General features: G+C 57.0%; 14 protein-coding genes. 8 read left to right on the top strand and 6 right to left on the bottom strand.

Annotation, left to right across the window (positions count from 1 at the left end; genetic code table 11):
- The gene (glgA, locus tag RYB66_RS14810; RefSeq protein ID WP_004658556.1) at positions 1-1599 is read right to left on the bottom strand and encodes a glycogen synthase GlgA; all 1599 of its coding nucleotides are present in this window, start codon (positions 1597-1599) and stop codon (positions 1-3) included.
- Between the two features lie 635 nt (positions 1600-2234).
- On the opposite strand from glgA, the gene RYB66_RS14805 reads away from it, so the two are divergent.
- The gene (locus RYB66_RS14805; protein ID WP_004658555.1) at positions 2235-2726 is read left to right on the top strand and encodes a GNAT family N-acetyltransferase; all 492 of its coding nucleotides are present in this window, start codon (positions 2235-2237) and stop codon (positions 2724-2726) included.
- Positions 2727-2884: 158 nt separating this feature from the next.
- On the opposite strand, the gene RYB66_RS14800 is transcribed toward RYB66_RS14805, so the two are convergent.
- The gene (locus RYB66_RS14800) at positions 2885-3058 is read right to left on the bottom strand and encodes a DUF6026 family protein (protein WP_002553283.1); all 174 of its coding nucleotides are present in this window, start codon (positions 3056-3058) and stop codon (positions 2885-2887) included.
- Positions 3059-3373: 315 nt separating this feature from the next.
- On the opposite strand from RYB66_RS14800, the gene gnd reads away from it, so the two are divergent.
- From gnd to RYB66_RS14780, 4 genes are read left to right on the top strand one after another with little or no spacing between them, the layout of a single operon-like run.
- Complete coding sequence (gnd, locus tag RYB66_RS14795) at positions 3374-4348, top strand: phosphogluconate dehydrogenase (NAD(+)-dependent, decarboxylating) (RefSeq protein WP_004664947.1); 975 nt, start codon at positions 3374-3376, stop codon at positions 4346-4348.
- Positions 4348-5880, top strand: a complete 1533-nt coding sequence (gene zwf / locus RYB66_RS14790) for a glucose-6-phosphate dehydrogenase (protein WP_005745146.1) — start codon at positions 4348-4350, stop codon at positions 5878-5880. Before gnd ends, zwf begins: the two co-directional genes overlap by 1 nt.
- Positions 5873-6682, top strand: coding sequence for a Cof-type HAD-IIB family hydrolase (locus RYB66_RS14785; protein WP_005745145.1), 810 nt, complete (start codon positions 5873-5875; stop codon positions 6680-6682). The genes zwf and RYB66_RS14785 overlap by 8 nt, the downstream gene beginning before the upstream one ends.
- A gap of 51 nt (positions 6683-6733) precedes the next feature.
- Positions 6734-8551 (top strand): glycoside hydrolase family 15 protein, encoded by a 1818-nt coding sequence (locus RYB66_RS14780; RefSeq protein WP_316894723.1) that lies wholly within the window; start codon positions 6734-6736, stop codon positions 8549-8551.
- Here RYB66_RS14780 and alkB read toward each other — a convergent pair whose 3' ends face one another.
- The 3 genes from alkB to RYB66_RS14765 are packed head-to-tail and all read right to left on the bottom strand — an operon-like array spanning position 8552 to position 9765.
- Positions 8552-9238 (bottom strand): DNA oxidative demethylase AlkB, encoded by a 687-nt coding sequence (gene alkB / locus RYB66_RS14775; RefSeq protein WP_002553288.1) that lies wholly within the window; start codon positions 9236-9238, stop codon positions 8552-8554.
- Positions 9239-9262: 24 nt separating this feature from the next.
- Positions 9263-9445 carry a hypothetical protein gene (locus RYB66_RS14770; RefSeq protein WP_002553289.1) on the bottom strand — a complete coding sequence of 61 codons (183 nt, stop codon included), beginning with the start codon at positions 9443-9445 and terminating at the stop codon, positions 9263-9265.
- 14 nt (positions 9446-9459) lie between these two features.
- Positions 9460-9765, bottom strand: a complete 306-nt coding sequence (locus tag RYB66_RS14765) for a DUF1883 domain-containing protein (RefSeq protein WP_002553290.1) — start codon at positions 9763-9765, stop codon at positions 9460-9462.
- Positions 9766-9931: 166 nt separating this feature from the next.
- Here RYB66_RS14765 and RYB66_RS14760 point away from each other — a divergent pair, with 166 nt between their 5' ends.
- Entirely contained in the window at positions 9932-10282 is a 351-nt protein-coding gene (locus RYB66_RS14760; protein WP_005745143.1) for a hypothetical protein, read from the top strand.
- Positions 10283-10337: 55 nt separating this feature from the next.
- Here RYB66_RS14760 and RYB66_RS14755 read toward each other — a convergent pair whose 3' ends face one another.
- A complete protein-coding gene (locus RYB66_RS14755; RefSeq protein WP_029240846.1) occupies positions 10338-10619 on the bottom strand; it encodes a hypothetical protein in 282 nt (93 codons plus the stop codon).
- Between the two features lie 396 nt (positions 10620-11015).
- Here RYB66_RS14755 and galU point away from each other — a divergent pair, with 396 nt between their 5' ends.
- Entirely contained in the window at positions 11016-11855 is an 840-nt protein-coding gene (gene galU / locus RYB66_RS14750; protein WP_002553293.1) for a UTP--glucose-1-phosphate uridylyltransferase GalU, read from the top strand.
- 102 nt (positions 11856-11957) lie between these two features.
- Complete coding sequence (gorA, locus tag RYB66_RS14745) at positions 11958-13316, top strand: glutathione-disulfide reductase (protein WP_016980814.1); 1359 nt, start codon at positions 11958-11960, stop codon at positions 13314-13316.
- Positions 13317-13355 lie beyond the last annotated feature (39 nt).

Raw genomic sequence — 13355 nt, 5'->3', positions numbered from 1 at the left:
CTAGTAGTTGCTGGAAATGCTCACGTTTTTCTTCAACAGGTCACGGTAGAGATCTGCGTAGGGCTCTACTGCCTGATGCCAGTTGAAGGGAGCAGCCATTGCACGGCAGCGCATGGCGTTGAGCAGCTCACGGTGGGCGAATACCTGAAACGTGCGGTTCAGGGCTTCGGTGTAGCTTTCGATGGTTGATTCTTTGAACAGGAAGCCGGTCACGCCGTCCTCGATTGTGTCCGCCAGGCCGCCGGTGTTGCGTGCGACAGGCAGGGAGCCGAAGCGTTGCGCGTACATCTGGCTCAGACCGCAGGGTTCATAGCGCGATGGCATCAACAGAAAATCACTGCCGGCGAACATGCGTCGAGCGTCGGTTTCATTGAAACCGATACGCACACCAATGCGCCCCGGGAAGCGTGCGGCCAGCTCGCGCATGGCATCTTCTTCCTCGGGCTCGCCGCGACCGATAATTGCGATTTGTCCGCCGTTGTTGACGATGTGCTCGGCAACCCCGATGGTCAGGTCCAGGCCTTTTTGATACACAAGGCGCGAAACCACTGCATACAGGGGCCCGGTCGAGGCATCCAGCTCAAACAGCTCACGCACATAGTCGGCGTTGATTTCCTTGCGCGTCCATTCGTTGGGCGCAAAGTGGCAGATCAGGTGTTCGTCGGTCGCTGCATCCCAGCTTTCGTCGATTCCGTTAGGGATGCCGCTGAGCTGACCCTTGTTAGCCTTGCTCTGCAGAAAACCTTCCAGGCCGCAACCAAACTCTGGCGTGGTGATTTCCCGAGCATAGGTGGCACTCACGGTCGTAATGTGGCTCGCGAAGGCCATGCCTGCCTTGATGAAGGACAGCTTGCCGTAGAACTCCATGCCTTCCGGGGTGATCGCTTCATCTGGAATGCCCAGTTCACGACTCGAAGCGGTACTCACGGTCCCCTGATAGGCCAGATTGTGAATAGTAAAGATGCTTGGCGTGGACTGCCCGCGCCAGCGCATGTAGGCAGGCGCCAGGCCGGCAGGCCAGTCATGGGCATGGACCAGCTCGGGGCACCATTGGCTTTTCACTTCGCCAGCCGCAAATTCGGCAGCCGCGAGCCCCAGACGGGCAAAACGAATATGGTTATCGGACCAGTCGCGGCCATCGCTGTCGGCGTAAGGCGTGCCTTCACGCTCGTAAAGCTCAGGGCATATCAACACATAGATCACAAGGCCATCTTTCATGTCCATGCGACCCACCTTGCAAGGTGGCAGTGCAGCATGCCCGCCCAGCTGGCTGATGATATGGATCGGGTTTCCGCTGTTGATGACCTGCGGATAACCTGGAATAAGAACCCGCACGTCATGCAGGTGGCGCATTGCTCGTGGCAATGCGGCGGATACGTCGCCCAGCCCACCGGTTTTCACCAGGTCGGCCAATTCCGAGGTCACGAACAACACTTTGCGTCTGCTGACCTGAGACATGGTCGGCGTAGGCTGAATTGTCGAGGTTGGTAATTGCAGCAAAGGAACGCTCTTGGTAGAGAAGACTGGCAGATGAGTCAGCTCGCCGACAGGCTGGTTAAAACTCTCTCCCTTCTGGGTTTTGACAGCGGCGCTAATCATCGATTTTTCCCCTTAAAACAGTCTTGGTGCATCACTTGATTTTTATTGGCCATTTCCTATGGCCGGGTACACATACGTGCACTACGCAAGATCAATACCCGTTTGGACCATGCGTAGTGACAAAGCCGCGTGATGTCGCCATTACCGGATGTCAGCCAATAGCATAGATGCTCCATTCACCTGACCGGGGCGTTTTGGAGAAGTTTCGACTTTTTTCTGCGCGAATGTCTGGCAAGGGCTTTGAAGCCGCGCTTGTTGGCACGCTGCAAGGGCCAGCCCGGCAGTCGTTGCGCTTTTTTATGGGTTAAATTCGAGTCCCGAGGGCGCATGACCGGTCGTCGGATCGTTCGACAATCGAGGTCATGCGTTTCTTTTTTATCGAAAAAAACGGGTGAGTGGAGGTGCTCATGATCCCCATCGGTGCGTCGCGCCTTTTCTGGGTGCGTCTGGCGGTCAATCTGTGGGCGTGGCGAGAAAATTCCTACCTCCGCGCTGGAACATTTTGCAGCGAGGCAGGATAGAATCGGGCTGGACGCTCTAGTCACAGAGCTGGCTTGAAATAACGTGCTGGTCTGAAAGAGTTACCCTTTGACTGATTTTACAGAATCACTTTTATTGAATTGACGAGGATGGAAATGGAAGCCCCCGAGGTATTGGTACTGCAAGCGAGTTACACGAATCCCGTGCACGCTGATGCAATTGGATTTGTGCTGAACGAATATTCGATGGATGTCATGGGTACAGGTCGGCCGCTGTCGAGCGATGCGCGTCAGCAGTTGGCTATCGAGCTGGCCAAACGTCCCTACGCTTTCAGTGTGCTGGCGTTCATTTCCGGAGAGCCGGTAGGGCTGGTCAATTGCTTTGAGGGTTTTTCAACCTTTGCCTGTCGTCCGCTGGTCAATATTCACGACGTTGCGGTCGTCGCTCAATACCGCGGCATGGGCATCAGCCAGAAAATGTTGCTCAAGGTGGAAGAGATTGCACGCCAGCGAGGTTGCTGCAAACTGACACTTGAGGTTCTGGAGGGCAATGAGGTAGCTCAAGGTGCCTACAGGAAGCTCGGTTTCGACAATTACCAGTTGAGCCCTGAAATGGGGCGTGCCATGTTTTGGCAGAAGGCGCTATAAAGTACGCAGCAGGTTTGTGTGCAGCCGTGTCGGGTGCAAGGGAAAACTGTTCAGCAGAATCGGACAGGGAAGGGGTGCAGGTTGTGAGGGCAGATCAGGTGGGCAAGCCAGAATATCGGGCTTGCCCTGAAGCGTTTTAAGGGGTGATGCAATGGCAGTCAGGCTTGAAGCATCTTGCCGGGTGCAGACAAGTGGGGTTGCTGCAGCATCGAGCTCAAATGAGCGACCTTTTTCTGCAACTGCTCGCGCTCTTCTTTCAATGCACGCAATTCGTCGCGGCGGATCGTGACATACAGGGTTTGTGGTGCAAGTGCTGGTAGTACAGTGCCCATTGCTCACCTCGCAAATGGCGGATTCAACCTCAGAAAGGTCCGTGGCAATGACTTTCAATCCATGAGCGCCGCTGCTTACCCTCTCTATCGGCACCGATTTTGATTTCTTTTGCATGATTTTGGAACTTTTTTATTTTTAATTGTCGCGAATGTTTATTAATCGCGACAAAATGCACCACAGGAGGGCGTAGACGCCTTCATCTTCTCGCAAGGGAACCGACGTTCCGCCTCGCTTGACTAACCAGCATGCTCGTAACCTGTCGATGCGCTGGACAGCAAGTGCGGCACCTTTTTTACGATTTAAGGAGCACCTTCATGCAACTTGGGATTATTGGACTGGGCCGCATGGGCGGCAACATCGCACGCCGCTTGATGTTGAACGGCCACACGACTGTTGTGTATGACCGCGATGAGGCATCACGCAACGCCCTGGCCAATGACGGTTCGGTTGCAGTCGCAGGCCTGAAGGAAATGGTCGATGCGCTCGACAAGCCCCGCGCCATCTGGGTAATGCTCCCGGCAGGTGCGCCGACCGAAGAGACCATTCAGACCCTCAGCCAGTTGCTTGACGCCGATGATGTGATCATCGACGGCGGTAATACCTTCTACAAGGATGACATTCGGCGCGCTCAGGAGCTCACCGAAAAAGGCTTGCATTACGTCGATGTCGGCACGTCAGGCGGGGTCTGGGGGCTTGAGCGCGGCTATTGCATGATGATTGGAGGCGAGGCTGCTGTTGTCGAGCGCCTGGATCCGCTGTTTGCAACTCTGGCACCAGGTCTTGGCTCGATCGAGCGCACCAAAGGCCGTACCTCGACCGACGATCGCGCCGAACGTGGCTATATCCATTCCGGCCCTGCGGGTTCCGGTCATTTCGTGAAGATGATCCATAACGGTATCGAGTACGGAATGATGCAGGCCTTCGCTGAGGGCTTCGATCTTCTCAAGCAGAAAAACTCCGAGCATTTGCCGGCTGAGCAGCGGTTTGATCTGAACACGGCTGATATCGCCGAGGTCTGGCGTCGTGGCAGTGTGGTGTCTTCCTGGCTGCTGGACCTTACCGCTGATGCCCTGGCGACGGACCCGCAACTGGATGCGTTTTCCGGTTCGGTTGCCGACAGTGGCGAAGGGCGCTGGACCATCGAAGCCGCCATCGAGCAGGCGGTTCCGGTTCCTGTACTGTCCAGTGCGTTGTTTGCGCGCTTCCGCTCACGTCAGGCGAGTTCCTACGCAGATAAAATGCTGTCGGCCATGCGCTTCGGATTTGGTGGCCACAAGGAACCCAAGTAATGGGCCTGTCGCGCGGCAGCGCCGAGCAAAAAGCCGAAGTGGCGCCCCCCACGACCCTGTTTCTGTTTGGTGCCCATGGAGATCTGGTCAAGCGCCTGCTGATGCCGGCACTCTATAACCTGTCACGCGACGGTCTGGTGGATGAAGGGCTGCACATCGTTGGCGTCGATCACAATGCGATCAGCGATGCCGACTTTGCGAAAAAGCTCGAGAACTTCATTCGCGACGAAGCCGCCGGGAAGGTTGCCGGTGGCGGCAAGGATCCACTCGATCCTGCGCTGTGGAGCAATCTGGCTGAGCGTATCAGTTATGTGCAGGGTGATTTCCTCGACGACTCCACCTATCAGGACATCGCCAGCAAGATCGAGAGCACCGGCACCGCGAACGCGGTGTTTTATCTGGCCACCGCACCCCGGTTTTTCAGCGAAGTAGCCAAGCGGCTGGGCTCGTCAGGTTTGTTGCAGGAAAACGGCGACGGGTTTCGCCGGGTAGTGATCGAGAAACCGTTCGGTTCCGATCTGGCCAGTGCGGTCGAGCTCAATGGCTGCCTGCTCAAGGTCATGAGCGAGAAGCAGATCTACCGCATCGACCACTACCTGGGCAAGGAAACGGTACAGAACATTCTGGTCAGCCGTTTCTCCAATGGTCTGTTCGAATCGTTCTGGAACAACCACTACATCGACCACGTACAGATCACGGCGGCGGAGACCGTAGGCGTCGAAACCCGTGGCAGTTTTTACGAACACACCGGCGCATTGCGTGACATGGTGCCCAATCACCTGTTCCAGTTGCTGGCTATGGTTGCCATGGAGCCGCCGGCCGCTTTCGGTGCCGATGCTGTTCGCGGCGAGAAGGCCAAGGTGGTTGGAGCGATCCGGCCCTGGAGTCAGGAGGAGGCTCTGGCCAACTCGGTGCGTGGCCAGTATGCGAAAGGCGCGATGGGTGACAAGGAGGTTGTCGGTTATCGTCAGGAGGATCGCGTGGAGCCCGACAGCACGACCGAAACCTATGTCGCGCTCAAGGTCATGGTCGACAATTGGCGTTGGGTCGGGGTGCCGTTCTACCTGCGCACCGGCAAGCGCATGAGTGCTCGCAGCACGGAAATCGCCATCTGCTTCAAGCCCGCGCCGTATGCGCAGTTTCGCGACACCGAAGTCGACCGCCTCAAGCCCAACTACCTGAGGATTCAGATCCAGCCCAACGAAGGCATGTGGTTCGATCTGTTTGCCAAGCGTCCTGGCCCGGAACTGAAAATGGAAGATATCGCGCTGGGCTTCGCCTACAAGGATTTCTTCGAGATGCAGCCCTCCACAGGTTACGAAACCCTTATTTATGACTGCCTGACCGGTGATCAGACGCTCTTCCAGCGGGCCGACAACATCGAGAACGGCTGGCGTGCCGTGCAGCCGTTCCTCGACGCCTGGGCCGCGCAGCCGCAAGTGCAGCTTTACGAAGCCGGCAAGGATGGCCCGCAAGCGGGTGAAGAGCTGCTGAGCCGTGATGGCCGCGAATGGAGAGAATTGAATGTCTGAACTGCCCGTACAGTTCCTGTTGTCCGACATCGACGGCACGTTACTGCGCCGTGATCACAGCCTTAGCCAGGCCAATATCGACGCGATCAGGCGCTTGCGCGAGGTGGGTATTCACTTCACGCTTGCCAGCAGTCGCCCGCCCAGGGCCATGCGCCAGGTGATCGAAGCGCTGGGTGTGGATTTGCCCACTGTGGCATTCAATGGCGGCACCATCACTCATCCCGATGGCAGCCTGCTGGTGGCTCATCGCATTGACCCGCGCGCCGTTCGCATCTGTCTGGAGTCGTTTGCCGGGCAGAATGTCGCGATCTGGGTGTTTGCCGACGATCAATGGCTGTTGCTCGATCCTCACGCCGATTACGTTGATCATGAGCTCGACGCACTGGGGTACCGCTATGTTCAGGTCGAGAGTTTCGAGCCATACCTTGATCGCGTCGACAAGATCGTTGCGGCCAGCGCTGATTTTGAGCTGCTGAAGACTCTGGAAGCTCGCATCAACCCGCAGATCGAAGGATTGGCCCTGGCTGCGCGTTCGCAAAAATACTACCTCGACGTGACTGCGCTTGAGGCCAACAAGGGCTACGCGCTGGTTACATTGGCAAAGTATCTGGGAGTCGATCTTTCTCGCACGGCGGCCATTGGCGACGGTGGTAACGACGTGGCGATGTTCCATAAGGCTGGCTTGTCGATTGCGATGGGGCAGGGCGAGCAGACAGTCAAAGGACAGGCTGATCATGTTACAGATAGCAATGAGCAGGACGGCGTTGCTGTCGCCATCGAGCGTTACATTCTTCCAGCTTGATCGAGCAGTTTGCGCATGCGGACGAATCATCATCACGACGGGCATTTCTGAATGGCTGCACTGATCGAAGACTATGCATTGCTGGGCAACTGTCAGACAGCGGCGCTAGTCGCCCGTGATGGTTCGCTGGACTGGTTGTGTTTCCCCCGTTTCGACTCGACTGCCTGTTTCGCCGCGTTGCTGGGTAACGACGATCAGGGCCGCTGGAAGATTGCGCCGACTGCAGAGGTCATCGCTGTCGAGCGCCGTTACCGCGACGGCACCCTGATTCTTGAAACTGTTTTCGAAACCCGTGACGGTCGCGCCATGCTGATCGATTTCATGCCCATGAAGACGACTGGTCATGTGGTGCGCATCGTGGTCGGGCTGTCCGGGCGTGTCGAGTTCGGCGTGGACCTCGCCATTCGCTTCGATTACGGCAGCAGTGTGCCTTGGGTCGAGCGCAAGGATGAACATACCCTGACTGCCGTGGCCGGGCCGGAAATGCTGGTGCTGCGCAGCCCTGTGGCCTTGCACCCGCAGGATCATCACACCGCCAGCCGTTTTTACGTCGATGAAGGCGAGCGCAAGGTCTTCACGCTGGCCTATCAGGCATCCTTTGCACCCTTGCTCGAGCAGATCGATGCCGACCAAGCTCTGGAAAGCACCGCTGCCTACTGGCGCGAGTTTTCTGATCGCTGCCCTGACGTCGGGCCGTGGACGGCTCAGGTAAAGCGCTCGCTGATTACGCTGAAAGCCATGACCTACGCGCCCACTGGCGGCATCGTTGCCGCCGTGACCACCTCACTGCCCGAACAGTTGGGTGGCGAGCGCAATTGGGACTATCGCTATTGCTGGCTGCGCGACGCCACCATGACATTGCTGGCGTTCATGAATCTGGGCTATTTCGAGGAGGCGACCGCCTGGCGAGACTGGCTGCTGCGCTCGGTTGCCGGCAACCCGGAACAGATACAGATCATGTACGGCGTAGGCGGTGAGCGACGTTTGCAGGAGTACGAGCTGCCGTGGCTGAGTGGCTACGAGAACTCGCTGCCGGTGCGTGTCGGCAACGGCGCAGCGACTCAGGTGCAACTGGACGTTTATGGCGAGGTTGCCGATGCCCTGATCCAGGCGCTGAGAGGCGGCATGCCGCAGCACCCGCGCAGCGTGGCGATCTCCAAGGTGGTCATGCCCTATCTGGAAAAGATCTGGCACCTGCCGGATGCGGGCATCTGGGAGATTCGTTCAGAACCACGTCACTTTACCCATTCAAAAGTCATGGCCTGGGTGGCCTTCGACCGAAACGCCACTCAGATCGCCAAGGCTGCCGAAAACGATGAGGATCATGCGTTGGCTAGACACTACCGGCGTGTGGCGGACGAAATCCATGCTGATGTCTGTCGCAACGGTTTCGATGCTGATCTTGGTAGTTTCGTGCAGACGTATGGCTCCAAAGAGGTCGACGCCAGTCTGCTGCAAATTGTGTTAACCGGTTTTCTTGCGCCTGAAGACCCGCGAGTTATCGGTACTGTCGCGCAGATCGAGCGCACGCTGATGCAGGATGGCCTGCTGCTGCGTTACGACAACGAGCGCAGTGATGATGGTGTCGCCGGCCGCGAAGGGACGTTTCTGGTGTGTTCGTTCTGGCTGGCTGACGCTTACGTGCTGCTGGGGCGGGCTGATGATGCTGCACGGCTGTTTGAGAGGCTGTGTGATCTGTGCAACGACGTCGGCCTGCTGGCGGAACAATATGATCCGAAGGACGGCCGCATGCTGGGTAATTTCCCTCAGGCGTTCAGTCACATCGGCATTATCAACACCGCATTGAATCTGCATCGAGCGGTGTGTCCCGCACTGGCTCGCACATCGAGCGAGCTTGAAGGCGCATGATCAGTCGTCGCGGCCAGCCTTGCGAAACGTCAGATTGATCCGCTGTTCGCCGAGCAGAGGGTGCTCGGCCTGTTTGACGGGCAGAATGCCGTGAAAGCGCAATCTGTCCTCGCCGCCCCAGACCACCACGTCTCCATGAAACAGCGATATGCGTTGGGTCTTGTCGCTGCGCAGCAGGCCGCCGAACTGGAAGGTGGCCGGTATACCCAATGACACTGATACCACTGGCCAGCGATGGTCGTACTCGTTTTTGTCCTGATGCAGAGACATCTTCGCCCCAGGGATGTATCGATTGATCAGGCAGGCGTCAGGCATAAAGTCGGCATAGCCCGCCGCGTGCGCAGCATCCTTTGCCAGTTGCATGAAGGCGTCCGGCATCGCAGGCCATACCAGGCCTGTTTGTGGGTCGGTTGCGGTGTATCGATAACCATGACGGTCGGTTATCCAGCCCAGTTGTCCGCAACTGCTCAGCGCTGCAGACATGCTCAAGCCGCTGGGGGTCTGCATGTGCCTGAATGGAGAAAGGGCCAGTGTCGCCTCAAGAGAGTCCAGCAGTTGTGGCATGACAGGCAGCGCAAAGCCTCTGAGCAGCCATGACCCAGGCCCGATCAGCTCATTGCTTGCAGGCTGGGTCGTCTGGTCGGCAAACAGATCCAGATTGGCGGGAGTTTCACCTTTGCGTTGCATGGTCGGATCGAGCTCCTGCGCGTATCAGAGCGCCTTGCTGACCTTCACGTCAGTGATTTGATCGTCGCTCTGGCCGTGCATTTTTTTCAAGGCGGCTTCGGCCTCTTCGGTTGAGGCCGATTGCAGTTGGGCGAACTCGAAGCGGCGTTCGCCGTTGAGCTTGTAGCTGACAGCAAATTTAGTGGTGCGCGGGACTGGATTGTTCACGGTGACTCCTTGCATCATCCCAGGCGTGAGGTAGAGCGCCGGACGATCTTGATCTTGTGAGTGAAAGGCGGTTTGCGGCCTGCATTGGTATCTATCTTGCGGCCTGCGGTATCGATGGTGATGTTCCAGAAACCGGTGCTCGGCGCGGCGATCTTGGCCGGAAACGTGTCAAATGCACCGCCATGATAAGTGTGTCGACCGCCATTTTTGAAGCTGCGAAAATTCGCATCGTTCATCAGACGAATATTGCAGGTTTGCGAGCACTCGATAACGACCAGGTCGTCCTCGTTGAGATGCTCACGCTGGTGTACGAATTTCATGACGGGCTCCGAATGAGGGTTTTTCTGAAAAATCAAAACGATAGCATGTGATGCCCGCAATTTGACGTCGCTGGACACTAATTTGCCGTGTTTCTGGCAAATATTGCCTCAGTAGGGATTTAATTGCGCGCGAGCTTGTCGTAGCACCTTTATTTGGAGGCTTTGTATGAAACTGGCTGTAGTAGTCCTGGCTCTGGCAATGACTGGCTGTGCCACAGTAAATGACATCGAACATACACCCCCCACCATGAACGTGATGTCGGGCAAGAACCCCAAGGAGTATGCCGATTGCTTCGTCGGCAAGATCGCCAGCAGTCGCAAGCCGCCGCTTGTCGAGCCTCGTCATGATGGCCTGCGGGTAATTGTGGCGCAAAAGCTCAGCAAATCGCCTGCGGCGGTCGTCGATGTCGAGAGCCGCTCGGGTGGCAGTACGATCAAGGTCTATGAACGACTTTCCAACGTGCCGATCCGCTTCAGGGATGTTCAGAACGCTGCCGAAGCGTGCATTTCAGGCTGATCGCTCTGGCGGGTTCAACCGGCCCTGTCCGCTTCGGACAGGGCGGCAGGCTTGATTATTTGCACACTACAAGCACGCTGCGGCTCTTGTAGTTGCCTACGTCCACACCCAGTGTTTTCTCGCTTTCCGCAGGCTGCGGAGTGCCGTCCGTACCGACAATTTCATAACCTGTACCCGCGCAGGAGGCGTCCGCTTTTTCGTAGCAGCTGGCCCAGGACATCGCCTCGCCGGAGCAGTCGATGCTCAAGCCCTGTCTGCCGTTTTTCAGGTAAGTGTTGGAGGCGGTTGCGCAGCCGGTCAGGCCCAGCGCAACAATAATGGACAGTAGGGAAAGGATTCTGATCATGTTTTTCGCTTCAAGATAAGGTCAGAGAATTGACAAATGCGAACGTTGGACTGGTAACAAGTGCCATCGTTCCGCCATGTTTTTCATCATAGATAGCTCGATAAATAGCTCGTCGTTTGCTGGCCACTGTTGCAGCTCTCTGGGAGCAGAGCATAAATGCTTCGGTCGTCGAAAGAGCGTGCACAAGGCTGTTACGCCGGGCTTTGGCGGTGACTTGAGCGTGGTCCAGTCTGCAATTGGCTGTAGGCAATATCCAGGAAGTGCGGAACTATCTGCCTGAGGATTCCTCTATCATGGCATCGTACGGCCAAAGGCGGGGCATTGTAAGGTGACCGCCTCCTGATTAGACTGCGCCGTTAACACCAACAGCCCTTACCAAGGACTTTTATGATCAAGAAATGCTTGTTCCCAGCAGCCGGTTACGGCACTCGCTTCCTGCCAGCGACCAAGGCCATGCCCAAGGAAATGCTGCCGGTGGTCAACAAGCCACTGATCCAATACGGTGTTGAGGAAGCCCTCGCGGCAGGCCTGACCGAAATTTCCATCGTGACCGGTCGTGGCAAGCGTGCTCTTGAAGATCACTTTGATATCAGCTACGAGCTTGAGCATCAGATCAAGGGCACGGACAAGGAAAAGTACCTGGTTGGTATTCGCAAACTGATCGACGAGTGCAGCTTTTCCTACACTCGCCAGACTGAAATGAAAGGTCTGGGTCATGCCATTCTCAGCGGTCGTCCGCTGATTGGTAATGAAGCATTCGCCGTGGTTCTGGCGGATGACTTGTGCGTAAATCCTGATGGTGATGGCGTGCTGGCGCAGATGGTCAAACTGCACAAGCATTATGGCTGCTCGATCATTGCCATTCAGGAAGTCGATCCGCAGGAAACCAACAAGTATGGCGTGATCGCCGGTGAAGAAATCAAGCCGGGCCTGTTTCGCGTGACCAACATGGTTGAAAAACCGAAGCCTGAAGATGCGCCTTCCAACCTGGCGATCATCGGCCGCTACATCCTGACTCCGGACATTTTCGAGAAGATCGAACAGACTGAGCCAGGCAAGGGTGGGGAGATCCAGATCACCGACGCCCTGATGAAGCAGGCTGCAGAAGGCAACGTACTGGCCTACAAGTTCAAGGGCGAGCGCTTTGACTGCGGTGGCGCTGAAGGCTACATCCAGGCTACCAACTTCTGCTTCGAACACTTTTACAAAACCGGTAAAGCGCATTGATTTTCGATTGATGACGCTCGGGACAAGGCCACCTTCGGGTGGCTTTGTCATTTCTGACTGGCCGCCAAGCGGTTATGCTGTGCCTCTGCCAAGGAGATATCGATGGCCTTTGATTTTGATCTGTTTGTAATTGGCGCCGGCTCCGGCGGCGTCAGGGCGGCACGTTTTGCTGCCGGTTTCGGTGCCAAGGTTGCCGTGGCCGAGAGCCGCTATCTGGGTGGAACCTGCGTCAACGTGGGTTGCGTGCCCAAAAAGCTGTTGGTCTACGGAGCGCATTTTTCCGAAGATTTCGATCATGCCAAAGGGTTCGGCTGGTCGCTGGGTGAGGCCAGTTTTGACTGGTCCACACTGATCGCCAACAAGGATCGCGAAATCAATCGCCTCAATGGCATCTACCGCAAACTGCTGGTCGACAGCGGCGTTACCCTGCTCGAAGGCCACGCCAGGCTGGTCGGCCCGCAGCGGGTCGAGATCAACGGCCAGTCCTACAGCGCCGAGCGCATTCTGATTGCCACCGGCGGCTGGCCCCAGGTGCCTGACGTACCAGGGCGCGAGCACGCGATCACCTCCAACGAGGCGTTCTATCTCAAAACGCTACCCAAGCGGGTCGTCGTTGTGGGTGGCGGCTACATCGCGGTGGAGTTCGCCTCGATTTTCAACGGGCTTGGCGCCGACACCACGCTGGTCTATCGCCGCGAGTTGTTCTTGCGTGGATTTGATGGCGGTGTTCGCACCCATCTTCACGAAGAGTTGCTCAAGCGCCACATGACGATTCGCTTCAACAGCGATATCGAGCGTATCGACAAGCAGGCCGACGGCAGTCTGCTGCTGTCCATGAAAGGTGGCGGCACGCTCGAGACCGATTGCGTGTTCTACGCAACAGGGCGCCGCCCAATGCTCGACAACCTCGGTCTGGACAGTGTCGACGTCAAGCTGGACGAGCACGGCTATATCAAGGTCGATGACAATTACCAGAGCAGCGAGCCTTCTATCCTGGCCATCGGCGATGTCATCGGGGGTGTGCAACTGACGCCGGTCGCTCTGGCTGAAGGCATGGCGGTCGCGCGCCGACTGTTCAAGCCTGAGCAGTATCGCCCGGTAGACTACAATCACATCCCGACGGCGGTTTTCAGTCTGCCGAACATCGGTACGGTCGGTCTGACCGAAGAGGATGCAATCAAGGCCGGTCACGATGTGCAGATTTTCGAGAGTCGTTTCAGGCCGATGAAGCTGACCCTGACCGATGATCAGGAGCGCACATTGATGAAGCTGGTCGTCGATGCCAAAACCGATCGTGTGCTGGGCTGCCATATGGTCGGGCCGGATGCTGGCGAAATCGTCCAGAGCCTGGCCATTGCCATCAAGGCTGGCGCGACCAAGCAGGTATTCGACGATACTATCGGGGTACACCCGACCGCGGCAGAAGAGTTCGTTACCATGCGGACGCCTGTCAAACGTTAACTCACGCAACGCCCGGAGTTCAGGAAGAACTCCGGGGTA

The organism is Pseudomonas syringae group sp. 243L2 (assembly GCF_032587875.1).
Taxonomy (GTDB): domain Bacteria; phylum Pseudomonadota; class Gammaproteobacteria; order Pseudomonadales; family Pseudomonadaceae; genus Aquipseudomonas; species Aquipseudomonas amygdali.
The sequence above is the reverse complement of the archived record's forward strand: the minus strand, read 5'-3'. Positions and strand labels throughout refer to the sequence as shown.

What these genes read in the sequence shown, in the direction of transcription:
- zwf (WP_005745146.1), top strand. Translation starts at nt 4,348, where the DNA reads ATGGGCCTGTCGCGCGGCAGCGCCGAGCAAAAAGCCGAAGTGGCGCCC.
- RYB66_RS14760 (WP_005745143.1), top strand. Translation starts at nt 9,932, where the DNA reads ATGAAACTGGCTGTAGTAGTCCTGGCTCTGGCAATGACTGGCTGTGCC.
- RYB66_RS14800 (WP_002553283.1), bottom strand. Translation starts at nt 3,058, where the DNA reads ATGGGCACTGTACTACCAGCACTTGCACCACAAACCCTGTATGTCACG.
- RYB66_RS14765 (WP_002553290.1), bottom strand. Translation starts at nt 9,765, where the DNA reads ATGAAATTCGTACACCAGCGTGAGCATCTCAACGAGGACGACCTGGTC.
- glgA (WP_004658556.1), bottom strand. Translation starts at nt 1,599, where the DNA reads ATGATTAGCGCCGCTGTCAAAACCCAGAAGGGAGAGAGTTTTAACCAG.
- alkB (WP_002553288.1), bottom strand. Translation starts at nt 9,238, where the DNA reads ATGCAACGCAAAGGTGAAACTCCCGCCAATCTGGATCTGTTTGCCGAC.
- RYB66_RS14805 (WP_004658555.1), top strand. Translation starts at nt 2,235, where the DNA reads ATGGAAGCCCCCGAGGTATTGGTACTGCAAGCGAGTTACACGAATCCC.
- RYB66_RS14780 (WP_316894723.1), top strand. Translation starts at nt 6,734, where the DNA reads ATGGCTGCACTGATCGAAGACTATGCATTGCTGGGCAACTGTCAGACA.
- galU (WP_002553293.1), top strand. Translation starts at nt 11,016, where the DNA reads ATGATCAAGAAATGCTTGTTCCCAGCAGCCGGTTACGGCACTCGCTTC.
- gnd (WP_004664947.1), top strand. Translation starts at nt 3,374, where the DNA reads ATGCAACTTGGGATTATTGGACTGGGCCGCATGGGCGGCAACATCGCA.
- gorA (WP_016980814.1), top strand. Translation starts at nt 11,958, where the DNA reads ATGGCCTTTGATTTTGATCTGTTTGTAATTGGCGCCGGCTCCGGCGGC.
- RYB66_RS14785 (WP_005745145.1), top strand. Translation starts at nt 5,873, where the DNA reads ATGTCTGAACTGCCCGTACAGTTCCTGTTGTCCGACATCGACGGCACG.